Origin of the sequence: Bordetella genomosp. 13 (assembly GCF_002119665.1) — a bacterium.
GTDB lineage: Bacteria > Pseudomonadota > Gammaproteobacteria > Burkholderiales > Burkholderiaceae_B > Bordetella.
The window spans coordinates 3,117,173-3,141,196 of sequence record NZ_CP021111.1; the positions used below are offsets into that span (position 1 = coordinate 3,117,173).

The 24,024-nt window shown below is 68.6% G+C and carries 24 protein-coding genes; 8 read left to right on the forward strand and 16 right to left on the reverse strand.

Going from position 1 to position 24,024, the window contains the following annotated elements:
* Positions 1-54: 54 nt before the first annotated feature.
* Both CAL15_RS13955 and CAL15_RS13960 read right to left on the reverse strand, forming a co-directional pair.
* Positions 55-1,113, reverse strand: a complete 1,059-nt coding sequence (locus CAL15_RS13955; RefSeq protein ID WP_086079154.1) for a TRAP transporter substrate-binding protein — start codon at positions 1,111-1,113, stop codon at positions 55-57.
* Positions 1,114-1,484: 371 nt separating this feature from the next.
* The gene (locus CAL15_RS13960) at positions 1,485-2,423 is read right to left on the reverse strand and encodes a LysR family transcriptional regulator (protein WP_086079155.1); all 939 of its coding nucleotides are present in this window, start codon (positions 2,421-2,423) and stop codon (positions 1,485-1,487) included.
* 164 nt (positions 2,424-2,587) lie between these two features.
* On the opposite strand from CAL15_RS13960, the gene CAL15_RS13965 reads away from it, so the two are divergent.
* The gene (locus CAL15_RS13965) at positions 2,588-3,529 is read left to right on the forward strand and encodes a DMT family transporter (protein ID WP_086079156.1); all 942 of its coding nucleotides are present in this window, start codon (positions 2,588-2,590) and stop codon (positions 3,527-3,529) included.
* 33 nt (positions 3,530-3,562) lie between these two features.
* Here the strand turns inward: CAL15_RS13965 and CAL15_RS13970 are convergent, their stop codons facing one another.
* Positions 3,563-4,234: an ABC transporter ATP-binding protein gene (locus tag CAL15_RS13970; RefSeq protein ID WP_086079157.1), complete on the reverse strand. Its 672-nt coding sequence runs from the start codon at positions 4,232-4,234 to the stop codon at positions 3,563-3,565.
* On the opposite strand from CAL15_RS13970, the gene CAL15_RS13975 reads away from it, so the two are divergent.
* A complete protein-coding gene (locus tag CAL15_RS13975) occupies positions 4,233-4,874 on the forward strand; it encodes an arylesterase (RefSeq protein ID WP_086079158.1) in 642 nt (213 codons plus the stop codon). The two genes, CAL15_RS13970 and CAL15_RS13975, sit on opposite strands and share 2 nt — an antisense overlap.
* Before the next feature lie 12 nt (positions 4,875-4,886).
* Here the strand turns inward: CAL15_RS13975 and CAL15_RS13980 are convergent, their stop codons facing one another.
* Positions 4,887-6,851: a SurA N-terminal domain-containing protein gene (locus CAL15_RS13980; RefSeq protein WP_086079159.1), complete on the reverse strand. Its 1,965-nt coding sequence runs from the start codon at positions 6,849-6,851 to the stop codon at positions 4,887-4,889.
* A gap of 389 nt (positions 6,852-7,240) precedes the next feature.
* Between CAL15_RS13980 and ugpQ the strand changes: the two genes are divergently transcribed.
* Together ugpQ and CAL15_RS13990 are read left to right on the forward strand one after the other, a co-directional pair.
* Positions 7,241-7,987 (forward strand): glycerophosphodiester phosphodiesterase, encoded by a 747-nt coding sequence (gene ugpQ, locus CAL15_RS13985; RefSeq protein ID WP_086079160.1) that lies wholly within the window; start codon positions 7,241-7,243, stop codon positions 7,985-7,987.
* A gap of 8 nt (positions 7,988-7,995) precedes the next feature.
* Complete coding sequence (locus tag CAL15_RS13990) at positions 7,996-8,853, forward strand: 23S rRNA (adenine(2030)-N(6))-methyltransferase RlmJ (RefSeq protein ID WP_086079161.1); 858 nt, start codon at positions 7,996-7,998, stop codon at positions 8,851-8,853.
* A 43-nt stretch (positions 8,854-8,896) separates the two neighbouring features.
* On the opposite strand, the gene CAL15_RS13995 is transcribed toward CAL15_RS13990, so the two are convergent.
* From CAL15_RS13995 to CAL15_RS14015, 5 genes are all read right to left on the reverse strand, one after another.
* Positions 8,897-9,505 carry a nucleotidyl transferase AbiEii/AbiGii toxin family protein gene (locus CAL15_RS13995; RefSeq protein WP_086079162.1) on the reverse strand — a complete coding sequence of 203 codons (609 nt, stop codon included), beginning with the start codon at positions 9,503-9,505 and terminating at the stop codon, positions 8,897-8,899.
* Between the two features lie 93 nt (positions 9,506-9,598).
* Entirely contained in the window at positions 9,599-9,958 is a 360-nt protein-coding gene (locus CAL15_RS14000) for a hypothetical protein (RefSeq protein WP_232467969.1), read from the reverse strand.
* A gap of 149 nt (positions 9,959-10,107) precedes the next feature.
* On the reverse strand, positions 10,108-11,553 hold the full coding sequence (locus CAL15_RS14005; protein ID WP_086081091.1) for a dihydrolipoyl dehydrogenase: 1,446 nt from the start codon (positions 11,551-11,553) through the stop codon (positions 10,108-10,110).
* 61 nt (positions 11,554-11,614) lie between these two features.
* On the reverse strand, positions 11,615-12,343 hold the full coding sequence (locus CAL15_RS14010; RefSeq protein ID WP_086079164.1) for a glutathione peroxidase: 729 nt from the start codon (positions 12,341-12,343) through the stop codon (positions 11,615-11,617).
* Positions 12,344-12,564: 221 nt separating this feature from the next.
* On the reverse strand, positions 12,565-12,762 hold the full coding sequence (locus tag CAL15_RS14015; protein WP_086079165.1) for a heavy-metal-associated domain-containing protein: 198 nt from the start codon (positions 12,760-12,762) through the stop codon (positions 12,565-12,567).
* 159 nt (positions 12,763-12,921) lie between these two features.
* Between CAL15_RS14015 and CAL15_RS14020 the strand changes: the two genes are divergently transcribed.
* The 4 genes from CAL15_RS14020 (at position 12,922) to CAL15_RS14035 (ending at position 16,909) form a co-directional block, all read left to right on the forward strand.
* The gene (locus tag CAL15_RS14020; protein WP_086079166.1) at positions 12,922-15,255 is read left to right on the forward strand and encodes a heavy metal translocating P-type ATPase; all 2,334 of its coding nucleotides are present in this window, start codon (positions 12,922-12,924) and stop codon (positions 15,253-15,255) included.
* A gap of 34 nt (positions 15,256-15,289) precedes the next feature.
* Positions 15,290-15,700, forward strand: coding sequence for a Cu(I)-responsive transcriptional regulator (gene cueR / locus CAL15_RS14025; RefSeq protein WP_086079167.1), 411 nt, complete (start codon positions 15,290-15,292; stop codon positions 15,698-15,700).
* Between the two features lie 124 nt (positions 15,701-15,824).
* Positions 15,825-16,418 carry a biliverdin-producing heme oxygenase gene (locus tag CAL15_RS14030; protein WP_086081092.1) on the forward strand — a complete coding sequence of 198 codons (594 nt, stop codon included), beginning with the start codon at positions 15,825-15,827 and terminating at the stop codon, positions 16,416-16,418.
* The gene (locus tag CAL15_RS14035) at positions 16,415-16,909 is read left to right on the forward strand and encodes a YbaN family protein (protein ID WP_232467971.1); all 495 of its coding nucleotides are present in this window, start codon (positions 16,415-16,417) and stop codon (positions 16,907-16,909) included. The genes CAL15_RS14030 and CAL15_RS14035 overlap by 4 nt, the downstream gene beginning before the upstream one ends.
* Positions 16,910-16,963: 54 nt before the next feature.
* Here the strand turns inward: CAL15_RS14035 and rlmD are convergent, their stop codons facing one another.
* The 7 genes from rlmD to CAL15_RS14070 form a co-directional block, all read right to left on the reverse strand.
* Positions 16,964-18,373 carry a 23S rRNA (uracil(1939)-C(5))-methyltransferase RlmD gene (gene rlmD / locus CAL15_RS14040; RefSeq protein WP_086079168.1) on the reverse strand — a complete coding sequence of 470 codons (1,410 nt, stop codon included), beginning with the start codon at positions 18,371-18,373 and terminating at the stop codon, positions 16,964-16,966.
* Positions 18,374-18,505: 132 nt separating this feature from the next.
* A complete protein-coding gene (locus tag CAL15_RS14045) occupies positions 18,506-19,273 on the reverse strand; it encodes a TorF family putative porin (protein ID WP_086079169.1) in 768 nt (255 codons plus the stop codon).
* Positions 19,274-19,643: 370 nt separating this feature from the next.
* Positions 19,644-20,273, reverse strand: coding sequence for a hypothetical protein (locus CAL15_RS14050; RefSeq protein WP_086079170.1), 630 nt, complete (start codon positions 20,271-20,273; stop codon positions 19,644-19,646).
* Positions 20,274-20,325: 52 nt separating this feature from the next.
* Positions 20,326-20,676, reverse strand: coding sequence for a hypothetical protein (locus CAL15_RS14055; RefSeq protein WP_157666662.1), 351 nt, complete (start codon positions 20,674-20,676; stop codon positions 20,326-20,328).
* Positions 20,677-20,815: 139 nt separating this feature from the next.
* Positions 20,816-21,718 (reverse strand): phytanoyl-CoA dioxygenase family protein, encoded by a 903-nt coding sequence (locus CAL15_RS14060; protein WP_232467972.1) that lies wholly within the window; start codon positions 21,716-21,718, stop codon positions 20,816-20,818.
* 547 nt (positions 21,719-22,265) lie between these two features.
* Complete coding sequence (locus CAL15_RS14065) at positions 22,266-23,045, reverse strand: 3'-5' exonuclease (protein WP_086079172.1); 780 nt, start codon at positions 23,043-23,045, stop codon at positions 22,266-22,268.
* A 40-nt stretch (positions 23,046-23,085) separates the two neighbouring features.
* Positions 23,086-24,009: a peptidoglycan DD-metalloendopeptidase family protein gene (locus CAL15_RS14070; RefSeq protein WP_086079173.1), complete on the reverse strand. Its 924-nt coding sequence runs from the start codon at positions 24,007-24,009 to the stop codon at positions 23,086-23,088.
* Positions 24,010-24,024 lie beyond the last annotated feature (15 nt).

The following is a 24,024-nucleotide window of genomic DNA, read 5'->3' on the forward strand; positions in this document are numbered from 1 at the left end:
GCCCGCGCCGTACGCGGTGCCGCCATGCCGGATGGGATTGCAAAGCGGGCCTGCTTACTTCTTGGCGACCAGGCCCAGCTGCTTGCCGATGGTGGCGTTGAAGTCGTTCACGCACTGGGCCGAGCAGCGCGCCGCCCACTTGGGCAGCACCGATTCCTCGAGCACCTTCTTCAGCAGCTGGCGGTCGGCGTCGCTGGGCTGCACCAGCACCATCTTGCCCTTCACCGGCAGCGTGCACGCCGCGGCGCCGGTGTTGCAGTCATAGCCCTGCTGGGTCTGGCGCGCGGCCGCGTCCCAGATGTCCGAGACCAGCTTGTTGATGTTGGTCTGCAGGAACTCGCGCACCTTGGGATCGAGCTTGTCCCAGGCCTTCTGGTTGACCGCGTGGATCTGCTGGTTCCAGTTGATCGGCAGCGCCACCAGATGGGTGGACACTTCGTACCACTTGGCCGAATAGCCCGACAGCGAACCGGTGATGGCGCAATCCACCACCTTGTTCTGCAGGGCCGGCACCACTTCGCCGAACGCCATGGTCACGCTGGTGCCGCCCAGCGCCTCGACGAACTCGGCGGTGGTGCGGCTGCTGGTGCGCACCTTCTTGCCCTTCAGGTCCGCCAGGCCATTGATGGTGGCATTGCAGAACAGCACCTGGGCGGGATAGGTCGAGATGCCCAGCAGCTTCACGTTGGCGCCTTCGCCATACATGCGCGCGTACACCGGCGCGAAGGCGTCGGTCACCTGGCGCGCGGTCTTCACGTCCGGCGCCATGCCGGCCAGGTCGATGGCCTCGTTGATGGGGTTGTCGCTGGCGAAGTACGACAGCGTGGCGGTACCGAATTCGATCACGCCCTGCGACATCAGGCGCAGCAGCTCGGGGCCCTTCAGGCCCATCTCGTTGAAGCCCTTGATCTCGGCCTTGACCTGGCCCTTGGACAGTTCAGGGATCGTCTTGGTCCAGAACGGCACTTCGTAGTCCTGGTAGGCCGTCAGGTTGCTGAGGCCACCGACCACCTTCAGCTGGGTCTTGGGCAGTTCCTGGGCATGGGCCGCACCGGCGAACAGCGCGGCGGCTAGCGCGGCGGCCAGCGCAATATGGGCGTAAGGCTTGTGCATCGAAAACTCCTGGCAGAGGCGGGATCGCGTCGGCGCGCCGGGCCCCGTCACCCTGGCGGCACGCCGTGGAAACAGCAAAGAGTCGCCCCGCCACGCACGGCTGCGCGGGCTCTCCCCTTGCGTCGTTATAAGTAAATGACCAATGGCCGCATTCCATCCCCTTGCAAGAACTGCGTCCAATCGAATGTTCGGATGGAGGGGTATAAATTCTGCTTAAGTCTTGGTTGGCGCGCATGAAGAGACTGGCCGCAGAGCCAATGGCGACGCGGCTTTCCGGGCGGTCGGCCCGTTGCGCGCAGACTCTTGGATGGGGCCGCGGCACGCCGTGTGCGCACGGCGGGCAAGGGTAATTCCTAGGGTGCGGCCACGCTTCAGGAGGCCTGGCGGGAGGCGCTTTCGCCGCCTTGCGCGGCGTCGCGCTGGCGTTCGTGATCCGCGGCGGCGCGCTGCGCCAGGCGGGCGATTGCGCGGGCGGCATGACTGTCCGGTCCTTCCACCCACGTCGCCGTGAACGCCAGGTCGGGCAAGGGGTCGGCCTGCACCGACAGCAGGCGCAATTCGCCGCTGGCCAGCTCCTTGCCCAGGAACACCGGCGCGATGACGCTGGTGCCGATGCAGTCCAGCGTCATGCGCACCACCATCGACAGCGAGGCGCTGCCGTACATGCGGGGCGCCACGCCGGCCCGCACCAGCATGTCCTGCACCGCCCGATACGGACTGCTGCTGGACGGATACGTGATGACGGGCAATTGGCCCACACGCGCCAGCGTCAGCGGCTCGGGACCGAGATCCAGCCTGGGGCTGGCCACCCATGCCAGCGGGTACGTGCACAACGGCACGTTCTCGACGCGGGCCTCGCGCACGGGTCCCATGAGAAAGGCCAGGTCGATCTGGCGCGCCAGAAGCTGGCCGCGCAGCACGTGCGTGGTGTCCACCTCGATCTGCAGGACCAGCGCCGGATAGGCCGCATGCACGTGCTCGATGAGCGCGGGCAGCCAGGTCTGGACGATGGTCTCGGCCACGCCCATGCGCAAGGTGCCGCTCATGACGTTCTGCTCGCGCGCGGCCTGCATCATGTCGCGCCGCACCTGCAGCATGCGCTCGGCATGCGACAGCAGTTCGTGGCCCTTGCCCGTCAGCGTGACCCCGCGCGCGTCGCGTTCGAACAGGCGCACGCCCAGGTCGCTTTCGAGCGAGGCGATGCGCTGCGAGATCGCGGGCTGGGTGGTGTTGAGCTTCTCGGACGCGGCACGGAAACTGCCCAGGGAGGCCACCCAGAAAAAAGTCTCGATATGGCGTAGGTCGATCATGGCTTGCGTGCGGACAGGCCACGAGGGTAGCACGCCGGCCTGGCCCTTGCGGGCCGGGCGTACGGCCGCGGTGCGCCCGGACGCACCGGCGAGCGGCGTATCATGTCGCCCTGCCGGCCGCCGCGCGCGGCCCGAACAAGACCAAAGACCTCCAGGAGACCCGCATGCACGGGGCCCGTTCCGTCCCAGCCGCGCCCGCCTCGGCCGCGCCCATCACACGCCCCCTGGCAGGCATAGGCTTGCTGGTGCTGTCGCTGTTCACGCTGTCCTGTCTGGATGGCAGCGGCAAATGGGTCATGGCCGCCGGCGTGCCGCTGCTGGTGCTGTCGTGGGTCCGCTATGCCGTGCACCTGGTATTGGTGCTGGCGCTGATGGTGCCGCGCCGCGGCTGGGGCGTGGTGCGCTCTGTGGGCCCGCGCGACCAGATCCTGCGCGGCGCCGCCATGCTGTGCGCCACGCTGATGTTCTTCACCACCCTGCGCTATCTGCCCCAGGCCCAGGCCACCGCCATCAACTTCCTGGCGCCGCTGATCGTGCTGGCCAGCGCGCCCTGGGTGCTGCGCGAACCGCCGCGCCTGTCGCGCTGGGTCGCGGCCGGCGTGGCTTTCGCCGGCGTGCTGATCGTGATCCGGCCGGGCGGCGGCCTGCCCTTCATCGGCGTGGTTTCCGGCCTGCTGACGGCCTTCTGCTTCGCGGCGCAGTACGTCCTGACGCGCCGCGTGGCGCGCGACGATCCGTATACCTCGCTGGTCTGGAGCGGCGCGGTGGGCACCGTGGCATTGACGCTGGCCCTGCCGCTGACGCTGCCGCCGGCCCTGCCCGTGCTGCGCGAACTCGACGTATGGACCTGGCTGGCCCTGCTGTCCACCGGCGTATCCGGCGCGCTGGGCCATCTGCTGCAGATTGCAGCCTATCGCAACGCGCCGGCCTCGACGCTGGCGCCGTTCACGTACCTGCAGATCATCAGCGCCACGACGGTGGGCTGGCTGATGTGGGGACACTTTCCCGATGCGCTGACCTGGCTGGGCATCGCGGTGATCTGCACCAGCGGCATCGCCATCGGGATGATCGAGTGGCGACGTTCGCGGGCGGCCGGCAGGGCCTGAGTCGGATCGCGGCCGCCGCCTGGATCGCGGCGGCTACGCCATCAGCCGGCCGGCCGACAGCACCAGTTGCCGGCCGCAGCGCGCGGCCAGTTCCGGATCGTGCGTGACCAGCACCAGCGTGGCGCCATGTTCGCGGTGCAATTCGAACATGAGATCGATGACGGTCTCGCCCGTGGCGGCGTCCAGGCTGCCGGTGGGCTCGTCGGCGAACAACAGGCCGGGCCGCACGACGAAGGCACGCGCCAGCGAGACGCGCTGCTGCTCGCCGCCGGACAGCGTGCGCGGGTAATGATGCAGTCGCTCGCCCAGGCCCACGCGTTCGAGCATGGCCTGCGCCGGCTCGCGCGCGGCCTGGCCCGCCAGTTCCAGCGGCAGCATCACGTTCTCGAGGGCCGTGAGATTCGGCAAGAGCTGGAAGGACTGAAACACGAAGCCCACGTGGTTGGCACGCAGGCGGGCCCGCGCGTCTTCATCCAGGGAAAACAGGTCTTGTCCGGCCAGCCGCACGCTGCCCGACGAGGGAACGTCCAGCCCCGCCAGCAGTCCCAATAGCGTGGACTTGCCCGAGCCCGAGCTGCCGGTGATTGCCACCGCGGTGCCGGCTGCAACACTGAATTCGATACCATCGAGTATCGAAAGCTCGCCGCCGGCATCGGCCACGCGCTTGCCCAGCCCTTTCACCTCGATCGAATTGATGCTATCCATGCGCCTACTTTCCCGTGTGTTTCTGGCCGCGACCGCGGTCGCACTGTTTTCCACCGCCCAGGCTCAGACCAGCCCGCCCGCCGCGGGTTCCGCAACCCGCAGCGTGCTGGTGGTAGGCGACAGCCTGTCGGCCGAATACGGCATCGCGCGCGGCACCGGATGGGTGCCGCTGCTGTCGCGACGGCTGGCCGAACAATACCCCAATTATCGTGTCGTCAATGCCAGCATCAGCGGCGACACGACCAGCGGCGGCGTGACGCGCCTGCCCGCCCTGCTCAAGCAGCACGAGCCCGCGGTGGTGCTGCTGGAACTGGGCTCGAACGACGCCCTGCGCGGGCTGTCGCTCGAGATGACCGAGAAGAACCTGCGCACGATGGCCCAGCGCGCGAAAGAGGCCGGCGCCAAGGTGCTGGTGGTGGGCATGCGCATACCGCCCAACTATGGCCGCGAATACACCGAGCGCTTCATGCAGGCCTTCGCCACGGTGGCCAAGGAGGAGTCGGCGCCGCTGGTGCCGTTCCTGCTCGACGGCATCGCCGCGGACCGCGGGATGTTCCAGGCCGACGGCATCCACCCCAACGAAGACGCCCAGCCGAGGCTGCTGGACAACGTCTGGCCGCACCTGAAGCCGCTGCTGTAGCGGCCTGCGTGCTTAGCCCGCGTCGGGCGTCTGCGCCTGCATCAGCGGTTCGGCCGCGGGCAGCACCTTCACCTCGTACTGCTGGCGCAGCAGCTTCACCACGGCATCCTGCTCGGCCGCGCCCCAGGCGCTGCTGAGCTGGCTGCTGAGCATGGTGTGATCTTCGGGCGAGAACACTGTGCCGGGCGCGACGCGCTCCAGGCGCACCACGGTGTAATCGGGGCCCATCGCGACGCCCGCGTAGCCGGGCTTGCCCTCGGCGGGCGGCGTCATGCCCATGATGGCTTCGAGCAGCGGACGCGGCGTCTGGCCCGGGTCCTGGCGCGACAGCGTGCGAGCCTCGCCGAAGCCCTCGGGCGCGGCGCCTGCCTGCGTGCCTTCCTGCAGCGCCTTCAGCGCGGCCTCGCCTGCCTGGCGCGCGGCCTGGGCGGCGCGCTCGGACACCAGGCGCTGGCGGATGCTGTCTTGCACCTCGGCCAGCGGCGGCACGTGCGCCGGCTTCACCTGCTGCACACGCACGGCCAGCATGGTGTCCGGAGCCAGTTCGATGACGCCCGAGTTGGCCTTGTCGCGCAGCACTTCGGGCGAGTACAGGGTCTGGCGCACGCGGGGATTGTCCAGCAGCGCGGCGTCGGGGCTGGCCGAGGCGGCATCGGCGCCGCTCTGGCCTGCGGGCAGCAGGCCGGTGCGGGTGATGCCCGAGGCCGTGCGCAGCTTCACATTGAGCGCGTCGGCGGCCGGCTGCAGGCTGTCGCGCTGGTCATAGACCAGCTTGGTCAGGCTGGTGGCCATGTCGGCGAAACGCGCCGAGGCCAGCTGCTTGCGGATCTCGGCCGTGATCTGGTCCTTCACCTCGGCCAGCGGCTTGACCGCGCCGGCCTGGAAGTCGGTGACCTTCAGCACGTGAAAGCCCGCGGGGGTCTCGACCACGCCGGAGACCTGGTCCTTGGACAGCGCGCCGGCCGCCTGCTGCAGCGTGGGCGGCACCACCCAGCCCAGGTCGCCGCCCTGGCCCGCCGAGCCGGCGTCCTGCGATTCCTTGCGGGCCAGATCGGCGAAGCCAGCGGGGTTGGCCGCGGCCTGCTTGGCGATCTGGTCGGCACGCTGGCGCGCCTGCTTGCGGTCGTCCTCGGAAGCGCCCGGCGCGACCTGGATCAGGATGTGGCTGAGGCGGCGGCGTTCGGGCTGCCCGAAGCGCGACTGGTTCTGCTTGTAGTAGCTGTCGACGTCGGCATCGCTGACGGTCACGCCCTGCGAAGCGGCGGCCTCGTCCAGCACCAGGTACTGGGCCTGAACCTGCTCGGGCACTTCGAGCTGCTGCTTGTTGGCGTCGTACCAGGCCTGGATATCCTGCTGCGAGACCTGCACCTTGTCGCGGTAGTCGGCCGCGGCGAACACGCGCGTCTGCACGGTGCGCTGCTGCACGAAGGCGCTTTCGATGCCGTCGACCACCGAGGCCGGCAGGCGCGAGGTGGCGGACACCGGATCCAGCACGCGCGAGACGGCCAGGTCGCGGCGCAGGCCGGCCTCGAACGAGGTGGGAGTGAGCCCCTGCGCGGCCAGCACCTGGCGATAGCGCTCGGGCGAGAAGCGGCCGTTGTCCTGCACCTGCGGGATGGCGGCGATGGTGTTGCGCAGCGCGCCGTCCGACACCGAGAAGCGGTTGTCGGCGGCCACCTGGGCCAGCAGGCGCTGGTCGATCAGGTCGTCCAGCAGCTGGCGGCGCATGGCGGGAGTGTCGACCAGCGCCGCGTCGAAGCGCGAACCCAGGCGCTGGCGCATCTGCTCGAGCTGATTGCGGTGGGCGGCGTCGAACTCGGCGCGCGAGATCTGCTGTTCGCCGACGTCGGCCAGTTCGGGCTCGCGGTTGACGAAGGTCTCGTAGCTGGAGACGCCGACGACCATGAAAGAAGGCACGATCAACAGCAGCAGGATGAATTGCATCCAGCGACGGTGAGTGCGAATGAAATCGAACATGGAATCCCTGTTGCCGCGTCCGGCGCAGCCGCCCCGGACTTCGAGAAAACGATCAAAAGCCGCACCATACTTCGGTTCGCGTGCCGAAGGCCCGGCGGCATGTGGATGAAGCTACGTTGTTGCGGCGCCTTCGGCTTGCAATGCCTGGGCGCCCGGGCGGCAAAAGCACGTGCGCCGCGCGGGCGGCCACCCTTGCCAAGTGCGCGGAGTTTACCATTCCCGTCGCCGTGTTACGCCCGCTGCGCAGATGCCCCGCGGCATCGCCAAACGGGCCATAAGGACCTCGATAGCGCCGTCCATATGCCCGCCATCGTCGACCCCCCCTCGCTGGTATGCTTGCAAGTCCGAAACGCCCGTCGCCGCAATCCGTGCGGCACCGCGCCCGCCTCATGACCGCCCCATTCTCCTGGACCTACCCGACCCACATCGCGCACCGCGGCGGCGGACGCCTGGCGCCCGAAAACACGCTGGCCGCGCTGCGCGTCGGCCGGCATCACGGCTACCGCATGGCCGAGTTCGACGTGAAGCTCAGCCGCGACGGCGTGGCCGTGCTGCTGCACGACGACGACCTGGACCGCACCACGAACGGCCACGGCCCCGCCGCGGCGCGCGACTATGCCGAACTGGCGCGGCTGGATGCCGGCAGCTGGCACAGCGCCGAGTATGCGGGCGAACCGGTGCCGACGTTCGAGGCCGTGGCGCGGCATGCGCGCGCCACCGGGCTGGCATGCAACGTCGAGATCAAGCCATGCCCCGGCCGCGATGCCGAAACGGGCGAGGCCGTCGCGCGCCTGGCGCAACGGCTGTGGAGCGGCGCGGCGCTGCCGCCGCTGCTGTCCTCTTTCTCGGAAACCGCGCTGGCCGCCGCCCGCCACGCCGCGCCCGACCTGCCGCGCGCCCTGCTGGTGGACGCCGTGCCGGCCGACTGGGCCGAGCGCCTGCGGCAGCACGGCTGCGTGGCGCTCAACATCAATCACAAGAACGCCACGCCGCAGGTGGTGCAGGCCGTGCACGACGCCGGCTACCGGCTGTGCCTCTGGACGATCAACGACCCCGAGCGCGCCAGCCAACTGCTGGGCTGGGGCGTGGACGCCATCTTTACCGACGAACTGGCCGCCATCCGTCCGGCCGCCTAGGAACCGCCTTGTTCAGCTATCGACACGCCTTCCACGCGGGCAACCATGCCGACGTGCTCAAGCACGCCATCCTGGTCCACACGCTGGATTACCTGAATCGCAAGGACGCGCCGTACTGGGTGGTGGACACGCACGCGGGCGCGGGCCTGTACCTGCTGGACAGCGACTGGTCTTCCAAGAACGCGGAACATGCCGATGGCGTGGGGCGCCTGTGGGACCGCACCGACCTGCCTCCCATCCTCGCCGACTATGTGGCGCGCGTGCGCGACTACAACGCCGATGGCCGGCTGCGCCACTATCCGGGCTCACCCTGGCTGACGCTGGACGCCATGCGCGATCGCGACAGGCTGCGCATGTTCGAACAGCATCCCACCGAATCGGACGTGCTGGTGCGCAACCTGGAAAAGCGCGACCGCGTGTCTCTGCGCCAGGCCACGGTGTTCGGAGCCGACGGCTTCGAGGGCGTGAAGGCGCTGCTGCCGCCGCCCACCCGCCGCGGCATGGTGCTGATCGATCCGTCGTACGAGGACAAGCGCGACTATCGCCGCACGCTGCTCACGGTGAAGGAAGGATTGAAGCGCTTCGCCACCGGCACATATGTCGTGTGGTACCCGCTGGTGCAGCGCGTCGAGGCGGGCGAACTGGCGCGCCAGCTGCAGCACCTGCAGGTCAAGAACTGGCTGAACGTCACGCTGGCCGTGAAGAAGCCCGCGTCCGATGGCTTTGGGCTGCACGGCAGCGGAATGTTCCTGGTGAATCCGCCGTATACGCTGCACGACGCATTGAAGACGGCCATGCCGTTCCTGGCGCGCGAACTGGCGCAGGACGACCGGGCGGGATTCACGCTGGATCATCGCGCGGCGTGATGCGTCGCGCGGTGGGATCGGGCCCGTTGGGACGTGCGGATTCCTAGCGGGGCGGCCGCGGTTTCGATGCCTGTCGCAGACGATGGATACTCGAATGCGGGGCTTGCGCGATCGTCTTCCACGCCGCGACCTTGTCGCGCGCCCATCGTATCGCCCAATCGAACTCCGGCTGAAACGGCGAACGGATATTGGCCCAGGCGTGAGACTGGGTCGGCCGCTTGCCCAAATGATCCAGCGCCTCGTCGATGCCGTCCAGTTTGGCGGCAAGCAACACCGCCAGCTCCTGTTCGGGTACCGCTTCCACGGGTCCTTCATTTTGAAGCATGACCCAATCGAAAAGGTCTCGCGCGGTGAGGGCCCAACCGCGGAGAAACAGCTTCTTGGCCAGGACCTCTGCGGGTGGCTCCAGAGGTAGCAACGTCTCGGCCGCCGGGGGGTTCCAGAGGTCCGCGTCGACCAAGAGCGGCGCGGAGACGACAAAATCGATCTCACCCTCGGCGAAGCGCAGCTTGACGTGGATATTGTCCTCGTTATAGCCCCTGATCTCGTCGTCGAAGCGATCGTTCAGACGCGGCGATACGAAGGGCAACCAGCCCGGAGAGTCGACGAAGAGATCGATATCGTCACTGATGCGATGGTTCAGGGCGAGCATCAGGCGCGTCCCGCCCCCCAGGGCAGGCGAGAAAGATTCGCCGCCATGCCGACGGCCATCGTCGATCGAGGATCTGCTGCATGGAAACGGCCATCACAGCACGCCCTCCAGCGCTTCCTCCCAGGTGAGCGACCTCGGACCGTCCCATTCTTTCCGGACGTGTTCGTACAGCGCCTGAGCCTCTTCCAGCCGCACGCCCGCCTCGAAGCAGGCACGGCCGACGATCTCGGGCGAGAGTTCGACGAACATAGTTGCAAGCAGCTCTTTCGCCAAATCACTGGCGAACACTGAATCGAGATTGCCCGTCCTGAACGCGGCGGCTACGTCCTGCGGACGCACGACGGCACCGTAGGGCGCGTTCAGATGCGTGGCAATGAGATTCAGGTACGCGGTGGCGGGCATCCGGATATCCTCGACGGGCAGTTCCGGTCTACGGACCGGGTTGCCGGCCATTATCGCTCCGGAATCGCCGCCGCGACACCGGTGTACGCCCGGCGCCGATTACCGTCACAAGCGCCTGTTGTTCTCGCCAGGTGGCATGGCAGCCTATCGAATCGAACGCCGGCCAGATGAATCGCCCCGTCTGGCCGGCCTGCCCGTCCTCAGACCTGCGCGGCCGATACCGCTGCCTGCGCCTCGGCGCGTGCGCGCTCCTGCGCCTGGGCCAGCTTCGCCTGCGCGTCGCGCAGCGCGGTGCGCAGCCCTTCCTCAACCACAGGGTGGTAGAACGGCATCTCGAGCATGCGGGCCACGGTCAGTTCCTGCTGCGCCGCCCAGGCCAGCAGGTGGCCGATGTGCTCGGCGCTCGGCCCCACCATCTCGGCCCCCAGGAAGCGGCCGGTCTCGATGTCGGCATACACGCGCAGCATGCCGCGGTTCTTCAGCATGACCCGCGAGCGGCCCTGGTCGCCGAAGTCGACCTCGCCCGCCACGAAACTGCCCGGCTCCAGGCGCGCGTACGAGGCGCCCACCAGCGCGATCTGCGGATCGGAGAACACCACCCCGAGCGGCGCGCGGCGCATGCCTGGCCGCACGTCCGGGAAGCGCGCGGCATTGTCGCCCGCGATCCTGCCTTCGTCGGCGGCCTCGTGCAGCAGCGGCGCATCGGCATTCGCGTCGCCCGCGATGAAGATCGCCGACTGGCCGGCCTGCATGGTGACGCGGTCATAGACGGGTACCCCGCGCGCGTCCAGCGCCAGCGTGGTGTTCTGCAGGTCCAGGCCGTCCACATTGGGACGCCGGCCCGTGGCAGCCAGCACGTAGTCGAAGCGTTCGGTGCGCTCGGTATTGTCCAGCGCCACGTAGCGGACCTCGACCTCGTCTCCGATCCGCGCGATTTCCAGCACGCGCGCATCGGGGTCCAGGTAGAACTCTTCCTGGAAGGCCTTGCGGGCACGCTGGCGCACCGCGGGATCGGTGATGCCGCCCAGGCTGCCGCTGACGCCGAAGACGCGCACCTGCACGCCCAGCCGGGAGAGCGCCTGGCCCAGTTCCAGCCCGATCACGCCGGGACCGAACACGGCCACGCGGCGCGGCAGGTCGTCCCAGGCGAACACGTCGTCGTTGACCACCAGCCGATCGCCCAGGCCGCGCAGCGGACCGGGTATCGACGGCGACGAACCGCTGGCGATGACCACGCTGGCGGGGTGCACGTCGGTATGACCGTCGATGCGCAGCACCGAGTCCGAGACGAAGCGCGCGTGGCCGCGCAGCTTGTCCTCGGCGGGGATGTTCTCCACGCCTTCCAGCACGAATCCCACGAAGCGGTCGCGCTCGCGCTTGACGCGCGCCATCACCTCGGCGCCATCCACGCGCACCGTGCCGTCCACGTGCACGCCGAACGGCGCGCCGTGGGCAGCCGCATGGGCGGCCTCGGCGGCGGCGATGAGCAGCTTGGACGGCATGCAGCCGACCCGCGCGCAGGTGGTGCCGTAGACGCCGCCCTCGATCAGCAGGGCGCGCTTGCCCGCGGCGCGCGCGGCCCGATAGGCGGCCAGGCCGGCCGTGCCGGCGCCGATCACGGCGACATCGGTATGCAAAGTCTTCATTTCCATCCCTCGTGGTTCGTGGCGCGGCGCGCGGACTGCCCGCGCGCCGCCGGCTGCGGCATCAGCCCAGGTAGACCTTCAGGTCTTCCAGACCGCCCACCAGCGTGCCGTTGATGAACACCTGCGGTGCGGTGCCCTTGCCGGACACGGCGCCGATCACACGGCCGCGCACCTTGTGCTCCAGCGGGATCTCGACGGGCGAGTAGCCGCGCGATTCGAGCAGGTCCTTGGCTTCGATGCAGAACGGGCAGCCGGGCTTGGAGAACACCACGACCTGGTCGGGCTTCTTGGCCTGCGGGGCGACGTAGTTCAGCATCGTGTCGGCGTCCGACACTTCGAAGGGATCGCCGTCCTTTTCGGGTTCGATGAACATCTTCTCGACCACGCCGTCACGCACCAGCATCGAATAGCGCCAGCTGCGCTTGCCGAAGCCGAGGTTGCGCTTGTCGACCAGCATGCCCATGCCGTCCGTGAAGTCGGCATTGCCGTCGGGCAGCAGCACGATGTTCTCCGATTCCTGGTCCTTGGCCCACTCGTTCATCACGAAGGTGTCGTTGACCGACACGCAGACGATGGCGTCGACGCCGGCCGCGCGGAAGGCGGGGGCGAGTTCGTTGTAGCGGGGCAGGTGCGAGGACGAGCAGGTGGGCGTGAACGCGCCCGGCAGCGAAAAGACGACCACGGTCTTGCCTTTGAACAGGTCGTCGCTGGTCAGCGTCTTCCACGTATTGCCGTCACGGACGGGGAAAGTGACGTCGGGAACGCGTTGGCCTTCGCGGGATTGCAGCATTCGTAATTCTCCTCGGGGGTATCGGCGGCTGGATGCGCGCCGTCATGAAGAAGAATCATAAACACCAGCTATCAATTGATCTAATTTAATTATCCAAACTTATTGATAGGCAAAACCTTTATACAGAAGTTTAGTGATTTTTTATATCTATCATAATCGGCCACCGGCAGACGACGGCGCCACGCGGTCTGCGAGGCGCCGTCCGCCAGCCGTCCCGCTGCTCAACCCTGCACGTCGTAACCCGCTTCGCGTATCGCCGCACGCACCGCCTCGCCACGCTGGGTGCCGCTAACGCGCACCTGATGCGTAGCCACGTCGGCCTGCACCTGAGCTTCCGGCGCGGCGGCCCGCACGGCCTCGGTGATCGTCTTCACGCAGTGGCCGCAGGTCATGTCGGGCACCGTCAATTCAATGGTCATTGCTGTCGCTCCTGTGAAAGCACGGGCCGTCGCGACCCGGATGACGGAAGCTTAAACTTTCCCATCATGGCAAGGTCAAGCCTACAATCCCGCTTGACCTTCCCATGATGGGAAGGCTGATACTGCAAACGTTTCCAACATCAATGGCAGGACGGCTCGATGACCGCCGCTACCCCTACTCTCGCCCAACTGGACCTTTCCGTGGAAGGCATGACGTGCGCCTCATGCGTCCGGCGCGTCGAAAAAGCGCTGTCCAACGTGCCCGGCGTGCACGTCGCCAATGTCAACCTGGCCACCGAGCGCGCGCAAGTATCCTACGACCCCGATGCGGCGGCGCCCGAGGCGCTGCTGGCCGCGGTCGGCAAGGCAGGCTATGCCGCGCATGCCATCGCGCCGCACGACGACCATGCCGACCGCCAGGCCGAAGCGCGCGACGCCGAGGCGCGCCGACTGGAACGGGCGCTGGCCGTGGCCGTGGCGCTGACCCTGCCGGTATTCCTGCTCGAGATGGTCGGCCACCTGGTACCGGCCTGGCACCATTGGATCGATGCGACGCTGGGCCAGCGCAACAGCTGGGTGCTGCAGTTCGTATTGACCACGGCCGTGCTGGCCTGGCCTGGCCGCCACTTCTTCACCATCGGCCTGGCCGCGTTGTGGCGCCGCGCGCCCGAGATGAACTCGCTGGTGGCGCTGGGCGCGGGCGCGGCATGGGGCTATTCGACGGTGGCGACGTTCGTGCCGCAATGGCTGCCCGCCGGCGCGCGGGCCGTGTACTTCGAGGCCGCAGCCGTCATCGTCACGCTGATCCTGCTGGGCCGCATGCTGGAAGCGCGCGCCAAGGGCCGGACCGGCGCGGCCATCCGTCGCCTGGTGGCGCTGCAGCCGCGCAGCGCGAGGGTGCTGCGCGGCGGCCAGCCCATGGACCTGCCCATCGCCGACGTGCGGGTCGGCGACCGCGTGCTGGTGCGCCCCGGCGAACAGGTGCCGCTGGACGGCGAGATCATCGAAGGCAGTTCCTACGTCGACGAATCCATGCTCACCGGCGAACCCGTGCCGGTGGAGAAGCAGGCCGGTGACAACGTGGCGGGCGGCACGCTGAACACCACCGGCGGCTTCACGCTGCGCGTCACGCACGTCGGCGCCGATACGCAATTGGCGCGCATCATCCGCATGGTCGAGGACGCTCAAGGCGCGCGGCTGCCGGTGCAGGCGCTGGTGGATCGCATCACCGGCTGGTTCGTGCCCGCGGTCATGGCGGCCGCATTGCTCACCTTCGTGGCGTGGCTGGTCTGGGGACCGCCACCCGCGCTGACGCATGCGCTCGTGCACGCCGTGGCCGTGCTGATCATCGCCTGCCCCTGCGCCATGGGCCTGGCCACCCCTACGTCGATCATGGTGGGCACGGGCCGCGCCGCTGAACTCGGCGTGCTGTTTCGCCATGGAGACGCGCTGCAGGCGCTGCGCGACGTGGACGTGGTGGCGTTCGACAAGACGGGCACGCTGACGCAGGGCCGCCCTGCCTTGGCCGCGCTGCGTCTGGCCACGGGCGCGGCCGCCGCCACGGAAGATGAACTGCTGCGCTGGCTGGCCTCGCTGCAGGCGCGCTCGGAACATCCCATTGCGCAAGCCATCGTCGCCGCTGCCGCGGAACGCGGGCTTGCCCTGCTGCCCGCGGAGGACTTCCGCGCCGTATCGGGCGCGGGCGTGCAGGGGCGAGTGGCCGGGCACGCGCTGTCGGCGGGCGCCGCGCGCCTGATGGCGGACCATGGCGTGGACGTGTCCGGCTTCGGCCCCCAGGCGGCCGACTGGGCGCGCCAGGGCTGGACACCGATCTATGTGGCGATCGACGGCCGCGCCGCGGCAATGGCGGCCGTGGCCGACCCCGTCAAGCCCTCGGCCGCGCAGGCCATCGCGGCCCTGCATGCGCAAGGCATACGCACCGCCATGATCACTGGCGACCACCGCGACACCGCACAGGCCGTGGCGCGCGGCCTGGACATCGACGACGTGCGCGCCGAGGTGCTGCCCGACGCCAAGGTGCGCGCGGTCGAGGCGCTGCGCAGCGGCGGCCGCAAGGTGGCGTTCGTGGGCGACGGCATCAACGACGCGCCCGCCTTGGCCGCCGCCGACGTCGGCGTGGCCATCGGCACGGGCACCGACGTCGCCATCGAGGCCGCGTCCGTGGTGCTGATGACCGGCGACCTGCGCGGCGTGCCCACCGCCATCGCGCTCAGCCGCGCCACGCTGGCCAATATCCGGCAGAACCTGTTCTGGGCCTTCGCCTATAACGCCGCGTTGATACCGCTGGCGGCGGGCGCCCTCTATCCCGCCTACGGGATGGTGCTGTCGCCGATGCTCGCGGCCGGCGCCATGGCGTTGTCCAGCGTGTTCGTGGTGGGCAACGCGCTGCGATTGAAGACCTTCGCGATGGCCGGACGCAGACGCGGCGACCCGCGATCCGCCGGGCCGCGATCAGCCGATCCGCGCGGCTAGAAAGCCCTCCGCACACATTCCGGAATTCTATGCCATGAACATCGGACAAGCCTCGCAAGCCAGCGGCATTTCGGCCAAGATGATCCGCTATTACGAAAGCATCGGCCTGATCGGGCCCGCGCAGCGCTCGAACGCGGGCTATCGCGTGTACAGCGACAACGACGTGCATACGCTGCGCTTCGTGCGCCGCGCGCGCGGCCTGGGCTTCTCGGTGGAGCAGATGCACGAACTGCTGGCGCTGTGGCGCGACCGCAGCCGCGCCAGCGGCGACGTCAAGCGCGTGGCGCTGCGCCACGTCGAGGAACTCGAGCGCAAGGCCGCCGAACTGCAACAGATGGCCGATACGCTGAAGCACCTGGCGCGGCACTGCCATGGCGACAAGCGGCCGGACTGCCCCATCATCGACGAACTCAGCGGCTCGGCCGTTACGGCGCACCACGCCTGACCACGGCGCGGGGTCCGGTGCGCCTGCAAGCCTGGCGCGGCGCCGTTAGTTATCATGAGGCCGATCTTCCGCTGTGGCCGCGCCGCCGCATCGCCTCAGCCGCATCGATGCATCACATCCCGCCATGAACACCGACACCACCGAACGCCTCACGCTGTCGCAACGCCTGAAGCATGAGACCGCGGTCCAGCACGAGCGCATGCACGCACTGATGGAGCGCGCGGACCCGATGGCCAGCCGCGAGGCCTATGCCCGCTTCGTGGCCGCGCAGTACCTGTTCCAGCGCGACGTCGAACATCTGTTCCAGGACGCCTCGGTGCGGGCCGCGGTGCCCGACCTGGCGGTGCGGGGCCGGCAGGAGGCCTCGCTGCAGGACCTGCGCGACCTGGGCGCGCCCGTGCCGCAAGAGGACATCGCCAGCAGGGAGGTAAGCATGCCCCAGAGCCTGGGCTGGCTGTATGTGTCCGAAGGCTCCACGCTGGGCGCGGCCTTCCTGTACAAGGAAGCGCAGGCGCGCCTGGGCCTGTCCGCCGATTTCGGCGCGCGCAACCTGGCCGCCTATCCCGAGGGCCGCGCGGTGGCGTGGCGCCGCTTCGTGGCCGCACTGGACAGCGAAGCCCTCAGCCGCGACGCGCATGACGCGGTCGTAGCCGGCGCCCACGCGGCCTATGACCGTTTCGGCGACCTGCTGGTCCGCCATTTCAAGCTGGCGGCATGATGCCCGAAACGGCCGATCCCGCGCCCGCGAAGGTCGAGTCCGCTCCCACCAAGGTCGAGTCCGCGCCGGCCTCGACGCCCGAACCTACCGGCGCCGGGCCGGAATCCATGCCGCCCATGCCGCCGACCCGCAGCGCATGGCAGCGCGCGCTGCTCATCGCCTTGGCGGGCGTCAGCCTGGCATTGGCCATCATCGGTGTCTTTCTGCCGGGGTTGCCCACCACGCCCTTCCTGCTCGTGGCGGCCTGGGCCTCGGCACGCAGTTCGCCGCGGCTGCATGCGTGGCTGCACCGGCACCGTGTGTTCGGACCGATGCTGCGCGACTGGCGCGACGGGCGCCGCGTGGCGCGCCGCTCGAAGATCGCCGCCGCGCTCTCCATGGCGGCCGCGGCGCTGCTCATGATCTATACCCTGCCGCACGCCTGGGTGGTGTGGCCGGCATGCATCAGCATGGCGGTGGTGCTGTGCTGGCTGTGGTCCAGGCCTGAATGATGGTGGTGGGGCACTGAGGCGCGGGATCGCGGCGTCCTAGGCGCGGCCGCGCCGTCAGGCAGCCGCGTCCATGCCGTCGGGCGATTGATCCGCCCCCTCCGCCAGCCGCTTCTGCGCCGCCTGGGTCTGCGCCGCCACGACGGCCTGCTCGTCCAGGGATTCGAATACCGCGATGGACTCGACGTGGCCGGTATGCGGGAACATGTTGATCGCGCCCGCCGCGCGCAGCGCATAGCCGCCCTCGTGCACCATGATGGCCGCGTCCCGCGCCAGCGTGGCCGGATTACAGGAGACGTACACGATGCGCACGGGCCGCTCGGCATGGCTCAGTTGCGACAGCGCCTGCGCCACCGCCTGCGCCCCCTCGCGCGGCGGGTCGATCAGCATGCGGTCGAAGTGGCCCAGGCCGCGCAGCCACTCCACGTCGACCTCGAACAGGTTCAGCGTGGCGAAGCTGGTGCTGTCCTGCAGGCCGTGCTGGCGCGCCGCCTGCATGGCGCGGTCGGTCAGCGTCTTGCTGCCTTCCACGCCCACGGCCTCGCGCGCACGCGTGGCCAGCGGCAGCGTGAAATTGCCCAGGCCGCAGAACAGGTCGGCGACGCGGTCGGTGGGCCGCGGATCCAGCAGCGTCAGCGCGCGAGACACCAGCGCGCGGTTGATGGCATGGTTGACTTGCGTGAAATCGGTGGGCCGGTACGGCATGCGCAAGCCGAACTCGGGCATGGAATAGGCGAGCGCGTCGGCGTGCGCGGGTTCGAGCGGCTGCACCGTATCGGGCCCCTTGGACTGCAGCCACCATTGCACGCCGTGCTTGTCGGCGAAGGCGCGCAGCAAGGACACGTCGCCGTCGGTAAGCGGCAGCAGATGACGCAGCACCAGCACGGTCACGGCATCGCCCAGCGCCACCTCGATCTGCGGCATGCGGTCGGGCGCCGACATGCTGGCGATCAGCGCGCGCAGCGGCATGAGCAGCGCGCTGACCGACGCCGGCAGGACGTGGCATTCGCGCATGTCGGCCACATAGCTGCTCTTGCGTTCGTGAAAGCCGACCAGCACGCCGCCCTTCTTGGGCACCACCCGCACCGACAGGCGGGCGCGATAGCGATAGCCCCACGTGGGCCCGTGCAGCGGAGGCAGCATGCGCGACGGACGCAGCTTGCCGATGTGCCAGAAGGTGTCCTCGAGCGCGCGCTGCTTGATGGCGACCTGCGCGGAGGGCTCGAGATGCTGCATGGCGCAGCCGCCGCACACGCCGAAGTGCGGGCAGCGCGGCACGACGCGCTGCGAGGACGGCGTCAGGACGGACTCGACGCGCGCGATCTCGTAGGACGGCTTGCGGCGCACGGTGGCCGTGGCCACGCGTTCGCCAGGCAGGGCGCCCTCGACGAACACGACCTTGCCGTCGCGGCGGGCGATGCCCCGGGCTTCCAGGTCCAGGGACTCGATTTTCAATACGTCGGACATCTCTTACACGCAATCCAGATTCACGGGCAACCCGGCATTGTAAGAGTTGTGCGTCGGCGATGAAAAACGCCCCTGGGCCGGGCGATTCCGGGCCAGGGGTGCGATGAGACCGCGGACGCGGCCGTCTCGGCCTCAGAACGTGCGCGACACCGAGAACACGCCGCCGATGCGGCCGGACGGATGCCCGTTCTTGGTGGGCAGCCAGTCGTCGTGGTTGGCGCCCACGACCGCCGCGCCCAGCACCCAGCCCTTCAGGTCTTTGGTGACGCCGAACTTGTAGTCGACGTAGCCGCTGATGTGCTCGCCTTCGGACGTGTACGACACGGCGCCCTTCAGGCGCTGGTAGCCGACGTGGCCGACCAGGCCCCAGCCGTCGCCCAGGTCATAGGTGCCGCTGGCGTCCAGGTACCACGTGTTCTTGGTGTCGTCCACGCCGAAGAAATCGCTGGGCGTGTACGAGTACTTCAGCGAAAACGTCTTGTAGGTCAGGCCCAGGTAGATGTCGGTGTTCGTGATGCTGTCGCCGTCCTTGGGCGCCGTCGAGCCCGGGTAGTAGTAATGCAGCGCGCCGACGTCCAGGCCCAGGTCGCCCGCGATGGGACCGCGCCAGCCGCCGTAGAAGTCCATTTCCAGGTTGCCATCGGCGATCACGAAATCGGACACGTTCGAGTTCCAGTTGCCCAGGTAGAAGCCGGAACTGTGCGTGAGATCGATGCCCACCTGTGCCGCCGGACGGAAGTCGGTCTGCGAGAAGCCGCGGAACCGGTAGTCGTTGACAATTGCGGCGTTGCCGGTCAGCGAGAAGCCTGCGCCCAGATCGGTGGGTTCGGCGTGCACGGCCGACGGGGCCCCGCACGCGGCGGCGATGGCGAATGAGGAGGCAAGCAGCGTCTTCTTCATGAGTACGTTCCTGAGCGAAAGAATGGAGTAAGGGCAGGCTCCAGATGCCCTGCGAACCGGATACGAATCGTCAGATTCGCTACCAGCTTGCAAAACCTGAAGCACGAACCATGCCAACTTTCTTCGCTAGCACGCGCTACACCGAAGAGGCGATTGCCGCACCGATTTGGTACGGAAGACGCGAACGGAGACCCGGATGTGTGCACCGCTGTGGTGCTGCTGAGGGCGCGCCTGCCCCGGTTCGGCACGGAACCGGCCGGCCTGGCCCGCTGGAAACGAGCGGCCATCCTGCACACGAGCCTGGAACGGCCGAACGCCGCCATCGGCAGAACGATGGCGGCGTGGCGAGAGAGACGGGAGAGATCTGGCGTCAGCCGGCCGACGACGGCGTGGCCTGCTGATGCTGCGCGCGCCGCTGCTGGACGCGCTCGGCGCGCTGCTCATGGCGCTCTTTCATGCGGGCCTGGCGGGCCTTGATCAGTTCGGCCACCTGGCCGCGCTGGGTGTCGTTCAGGCTGTCCCACACGGCCAGCCACTTGTCACGCACCTGGCCCTTCTGTGCCAGGAACTGCTCGCGACCGCTTTCGGACGAAGCCATCAACGCGCGCGGATCGAGCTTGCCGTCGGCCAGTTGCTTGTCCAGCAGAGAGCGGCGGTCCGCGCCGGCTTCGTGACGCGACTTGAACAGATCGCGCTGGGCCGTACGGGCCTGTTCGACCAACCCCTGCTGCTTGGCATCCAGCTTCAGCGATTCGAGCTGAGCCTTGGATACCGGGCCCAGGCCAGGAATCAGCAGGCCGTCGCGGCCCATGTGGCCATGGCGGCGGTGATGGCCGCGATGCTCTTTCTTGGCCTCGGACGCGCCCGGCGCGGTCGACTGCTGGGTGGCGGACGGCGCGGCGCTGTCGGCCGTGGCGGCGATGGACGGAGCGCTCAGCAGGCCCGCGGTGATGGCCATGCCGAGGCCGGCCAGGGTGGAACGAAGTGCGTATCGGGACATGAGGAATCTCCTGAGGGTGGGAACGCGAGGCCATTGTGCGTCGAGCCCGGTTTCAGTCGAGTTTCGCGCGCGTCCCGCTTGTTTCAGTCGATTGCCCGCGTTTTTGCAGGAGATCCGCGATGGCGCGGGCGTCGATGCCGCAAAGGCCCCAGGCCGCAAGCTGTACCTGGTCGGCGGTGCGCAGGCGGTCGCGCAGTTGCGCCGACACCGTGCCAAAACACTGTGCGATCAGGTGTTCCATGAAGCTGGACCGCCCTCCTTCGCGCGCGCAGCGCAAGGCCGCCTGCTCGTCCTCCCATGCCGCATGGCGCCGCGACGCATCGACCCGCGGCGGCTGCACGGAAGATACGACTTCAGCAGGTTCGGAGGCCGAGGGCAAGGCAGGACGGCGGATAGGGTTCATGGTGTCATCGACAGGGTTGTGACGCGGCCTTGCAGAAATGCTAGGGCTGCGTTGCGCGCATCGCGCAGTGTGAGGGCGCCTATCAGTCAGGTCCGATGCGGCATGCGGCACGGCGCCACGCGGTACCGCACGCCGGACCTCATCGGCTGAATCGCAGCTTGGACATCGCGCGTATCGTGGCCCACGCCACCCAGCGCGGGCTGGTCCAGCGCGCCGCGGGCAGTCGGCGCATCGCCTCGACCGCGATGCCCCCGCGCCGATGCCATTCCCTCTTGCGCGTCTGGCTGTCGGTCCAGCGCCCGACCAGCCACGGCGATTCGCGCCGCCCCGGCTTGTATACGGGCGGCGTGTTGAAAATCATGATGTAGGCCAGGCGCGGATTCGGCGAGATATTCGCCCCGGTGTAGTGCAAGGTACGAGCGTCGTGCACGGTGCAGTCGCCCGCCCGCAACGGCACCGGCACCGCCTGGCCGGGATCGAACTCGCCGCAGCACTGCAGCGGGTGCAGCGACTTGTCCCCGCCGGGCGAGCGGTGCTCCAGCACGTCCCACCGGTTCGACCCCGGGATGAACTGCATGCATCCGTTGGTCTCGTCCACGGGCTGCAGCGCGAGCCAGATGCTGAGTTCGCGGTACTCGAAATCCGGCGACCGGAAGGCCTCGTCCTGGTGCCATGGCGTCTCCGGGCCGATGAAGGCCGGCTTGAGCAGCGCATGCTCGCCGTATAACGCCGCCTCGTCGCCCAGCAGTTGGCGCGCCAGCGCCGTGGCCCGTTGGAAATACTGGGTCTTCAAGAGTTCCGGCGCGTAATGCCGCGGGTCGTGCAGACTGGGGAATTTGGGCGGCGCCGACGGGTCGTCGCGACTGGCGAAGTCGTATTGGGCGCCCTCCTCGTAGCCCGTGCGTTCCTCGAAGAGCTTCAAGAGAATCGTCCGTATCTGATGCACCTCATCCCTGGGACAAATCTCCTCGACCGAAAGATATCCCTGACGGCGGTACAGGGACGTTTCCTCGTCGGACAGCACGGCGGCGTCTTCGATCATTCCGTTCTCCTGGCTCATCACTTTCAGTCTCCTCGAAAGTCTCGGACATCCGTCCTTATGCGCGTCTCCGATTGACCGTAACGTATCGCCATGAGCGCGCCCGCAGCCATCGAGCGTCGGCCCTAGGACGAAACACCGAGGAAGGGACGAGCGGCATACGGGATTCGCGGAACGACATCCGCCATATGCGTGAAATGGCTACGCCGATCCCCGCCCGGATGCTTAGCTCGTTGCGGTCAATACCGCCGCGAAATCGTCGCTATACGCTACGGAAGTTTTCAATCGGCGTAGCCCGCGCCCATGCCTCGGGCATCTGGTCGGCGACTAGGCCGAGCCGGGCGTCATGGCCGATTGTGCGAAGATGAGAGAGGAGCGCAACGACGGCTGTCGCAGGCAAGATGCGCCACCCGTGCCGATATACGGTTTTCGCGGCTCGAATGCGCATGCCCGCCGCGGCGCCGCTTCGGCGGGTCGGGCGGTGCTGCTGTCGGGGAAGAATGGGAGCGGGCGCGGCGGGATGCGCGCGCCCGGCGGGGCAGCATGGCGGCTAGGCCGCGTCCCAGGCCGCCAGGTACTCTTTCCAGTGCGGCGCGTCGCTGGCCGCCAGGGTGTCGCGCACCAGCGCGATCTCGGCCTCGTACGCAGCGTGGTCGAGTTCGCCGCGCAGGAAGCGGAAGCGGCAGTACACCAGCCAGGTGTTCACCACATCGGTCTCGCAATAGGCGCGCACGGCATCGGCCTGGCCGTTGTTCCAGGCCTCCCACACCTTGCTGCCGTCCATGCCCAGCTTGCCGGGAAAACCGCACAGCTTGGCCAGCTCGTCCAGCGGCGCGTTGGCGCGGCCGTTGTACTTGGCCAGCAGGTCCATCAGGTCGCAATGGCGGGCGTGATAGCGGCTGATGTAGTTGTTGTACTTGAAGTCGCGGTCTTCCTCGCCCATGTCCCAATAGCGCGGGGCCTGGACGCCGTGGATCAGGCTTCGGTAGTGCAGCACGGGCAGGTCGAAGCCCGAGCCGTTCCAGCTGACCAGGCGCGGGGTATAGCGCTCGATGGTCTTGAAGAACATCGACAACAGCGCGGGTTCGGGATCGTCCGGCTGTCCCAGGCACTTCACGCGAAAGCCCTGGTCGTCGCGGAACACGCAGCCCACCACCGCCACGCGATGCAGGTGCAGCGGCAGGAAATCATGCCCCACGGCCTCGCGCCGCGCGGCGAAGGCGCGCTCGGCGACCTCGAGGTCGGGCACGTCGGCGCCCCAGCCGTGCAGCCGGCGCAGGCCGGCCACGTCGGGCAGGGTTTCGAGGTCGAAGACGAGGGTGGGCGTCATGGCCGGGCCGGGATGTGCGGTTCGATGTGGCGCGCGGCGATCATCGCGCGGGCAGGTACTGCAGCGGATCGACGGGAGTGCCCTGGCGGCGGATCTCGAAGTGCAGCCTGGGCGACGTGGTGTCGGTCTGGCCTATCTCGGCGATCTTCGCGCCGCGCTTGACGTCCTGGCCCGTCTTCACCAGCAGCGCGCGATTGTGCGCATAGGCCGTGATGAAGCCGTTCTGGTGGTTGATGATGACCAGGTTGCCCAGGCCGCGCACGCCGTTGCCGCTGTACATGACCTTGCCGTCGGCGGCGGCGACCACCGGGTCGCCCGCGGCGCCGGCGATGTCGATGCCCTTGGTGTTGGAGTTGAACTGCTGCATGATCGCGCCGCTGGCGGGCCAGCCCCACGCGATGACGTTGGCATCGGAAGCGCGCGGCGGCGCCGGGGTGGCGGGCTTGGGCGTCTCGGGCGGGGTGGCCGGCGTGGCCGCGGGCGGCGTGCCGCCGTCCGTGGGGGTGGCCGGCTTGTCGGGATCGGCGGGCGGCGCATCCAGCGGCACGGGCTCGGAAGGCTTGCTGGGCGCGGTCGCGATGGGCTGGGGAGCGCTGGGAGGCGTGGACGGCGCGGCGCCGGAGCCGCCCGCGGCCGAGCCGGACAGCTTCAGCACCTGCCCCACCGAGATCTGGTTTGGATCGGTGATGTTGTTCCAACGGCGCAGGCTGTCGACGTCGACATTGTTGCTGCGCGCGATGCGATACAGGCTGTCGCCCGGCTTGACCACATAGGTGCCGCCGGGAGCGGCCTTGTCGCCCGCGGGCTGCTGCGACATGTCGACGATGGGCGCCTGGCGGGTGCTGGTGCAGCCGGCCAGCGCCAGCGCAAGAATTACCATCGTGGCCTGCAGGACCCGGCCGGACGGACGCGCGAGCGCGCGCGAGGATATTGCAGCGGTCAGTGGCAACTGCCCGTTGAGCATACGATTCTCCTGTTG

Coding starts and splice junctions, on each gene's coding strand:
- CAL15_RS13955 (WP_086079154.1), bottom strand. CDS start 1,113: ATGCACAAGCCTTACGCCCATATTGCGCTGGCCGCCGCGCTAGCCGCC.
- CAL15_RS13960 (WP_086079155.1), bottom strand. CDS start 2,423: ATGATCGACCTACGCCATATCGAGACTTTTTTCTGGGTGGCCTCCCTG.
- CAL15_RS13965 (WP_086079156.1), top strand. CDS start 2,588: ATGCACGGGGCCCGTTCCGTCCCAGCCGCGCCCGCCTCGGCCGCGCCC.
- CAL15_RS13975 (WP_086079158.1), top strand. CDS start 4,233: ATGCGCCTACTTTCCCGTGTGTTTCTGGCCGCGACCGCGGTCGCACTG.
- CAL15_RS13970 (WP_086079157.1), bottom strand. CDS start 4,234: ATGGATAGCATCAATTCGATCGAGGTGAAAGGGCTGGGCAAGCGCGTG.
- CAL15_RS13980 (WP_086079159.1), bottom strand. CDS start 6,851: ATGTTCGATTTCATTCGCACTCACCGTCGCTGGATGCAATTCATCCTG.
- ugpQ (WP_086079160.1), top strand. CDS start 7,241: ATGACCGCCCCATTCTCCTGGACCTACCCGACCCACATCGCGCACCGC.
- CAL15_RS13995 (WP_086079162.1), bottom strand. CDS start 9,505: ATGCTCGCCCTGAACCATCGCATCAGTGACGATATCGATCTCTTCGTC.
- CAL15_RS14000 (WP_232467969.1), bottom strand. CDS start 9,958: ATGGCCGGCAACCCGGTCCGTAGACCGGAACTGCCCGTCGAGGATATC.
- CAL15_RS14005 (WP_086081091.1), bottom strand. CDS start 11,553: ATGAAGACTTTGCATACCGATGTCGCCGTGATCGGCGCCGGCACGGCC.
- CAL15_RS14010 (WP_086079164.1), bottom strand. CDS start 12,343: ATGCTGCAATCCCGCGAAGGCCAACGCGTTCCCGACGTCACTTTCCCC.
- CAL15_RS14015 (WP_086079165.1), bottom strand. CDS start 12,762: ATGACCATTGAATTGACGGTGCCCGACATGACCTGCGGCCACTGCGTG.
- CAL15_RS14020 (WP_086079166.1), top strand. CDS start 12,922: ATGACCGCCGCTACCCCTACTCTCGCCCAACTGGACCTTTCCGTGGAA.
- cueR (WP_086079167.1), top strand. CDS start 15,290: ATGAACATCGGACAAGCCTCGCAAGCCAGCGGCATTTCGGCCAAGATG.
- CAL15_RS14030 (WP_086081092.1), top strand. CDS start 15,825: ATGAACACCGACACCACCGAACGCCTCACGCTGTCGCAACGCCTGAAG.
- CAL15_RS14035 (WP_232467971.1), top strand. CDS start 16,415: ATGATGCCCGAAACGGCCGATCCCGCGCCCGCGAAGGTCGAGTCCGCT.
- rlmD (WP_086079168.1), bottom strand. CDS start 18,373: ATGTCCGACGTATTGAAAATCGAGTCCCTGGACCTGGAAGCCCGGGGC.
- CAL15_RS14045 (WP_086079169.1), bottom strand. CDS start 19,273: ATGAAGAAGACGCTGCTTGCCTCCTCATTCGCCATCGCCGCCGCGTGC.
- CAL15_RS14050 (WP_086079170.1), bottom strand. CDS start 20,273: ATGTCCCGATACGCACTTCGTTCCACCCTGGCCGGCCTCGGCATGGCC.
- CAL15_RS14055 (WP_157666662.1), bottom strand. CDS start 20,676: ATGAACCCTATCCGCCGTCCTGCCTTGCCCTCGGCCTCCGAACCTGCT.
- CAL15_RS14060 (WP_232467972.1), bottom strand. CDS start 21,718: ATGATCGAAGACGCCGCCGTGCTGTCCGACGAGGAAACGTCCCTGTAC.
- CAL15_RS14065 (WP_086079172.1), bottom strand. CDS start 23,045: ATGACGCCCACCCTCGTCTTCGACCTCGAAACCCTGCCCGACGTGGCC.
- CAL15_RS14070 (WP_086079173.1), bottom strand. CDS start 24,009: ATGCTCAACGGGCAGTTGCCACTGACCGCTGCAATATCCTCGCGCGCG.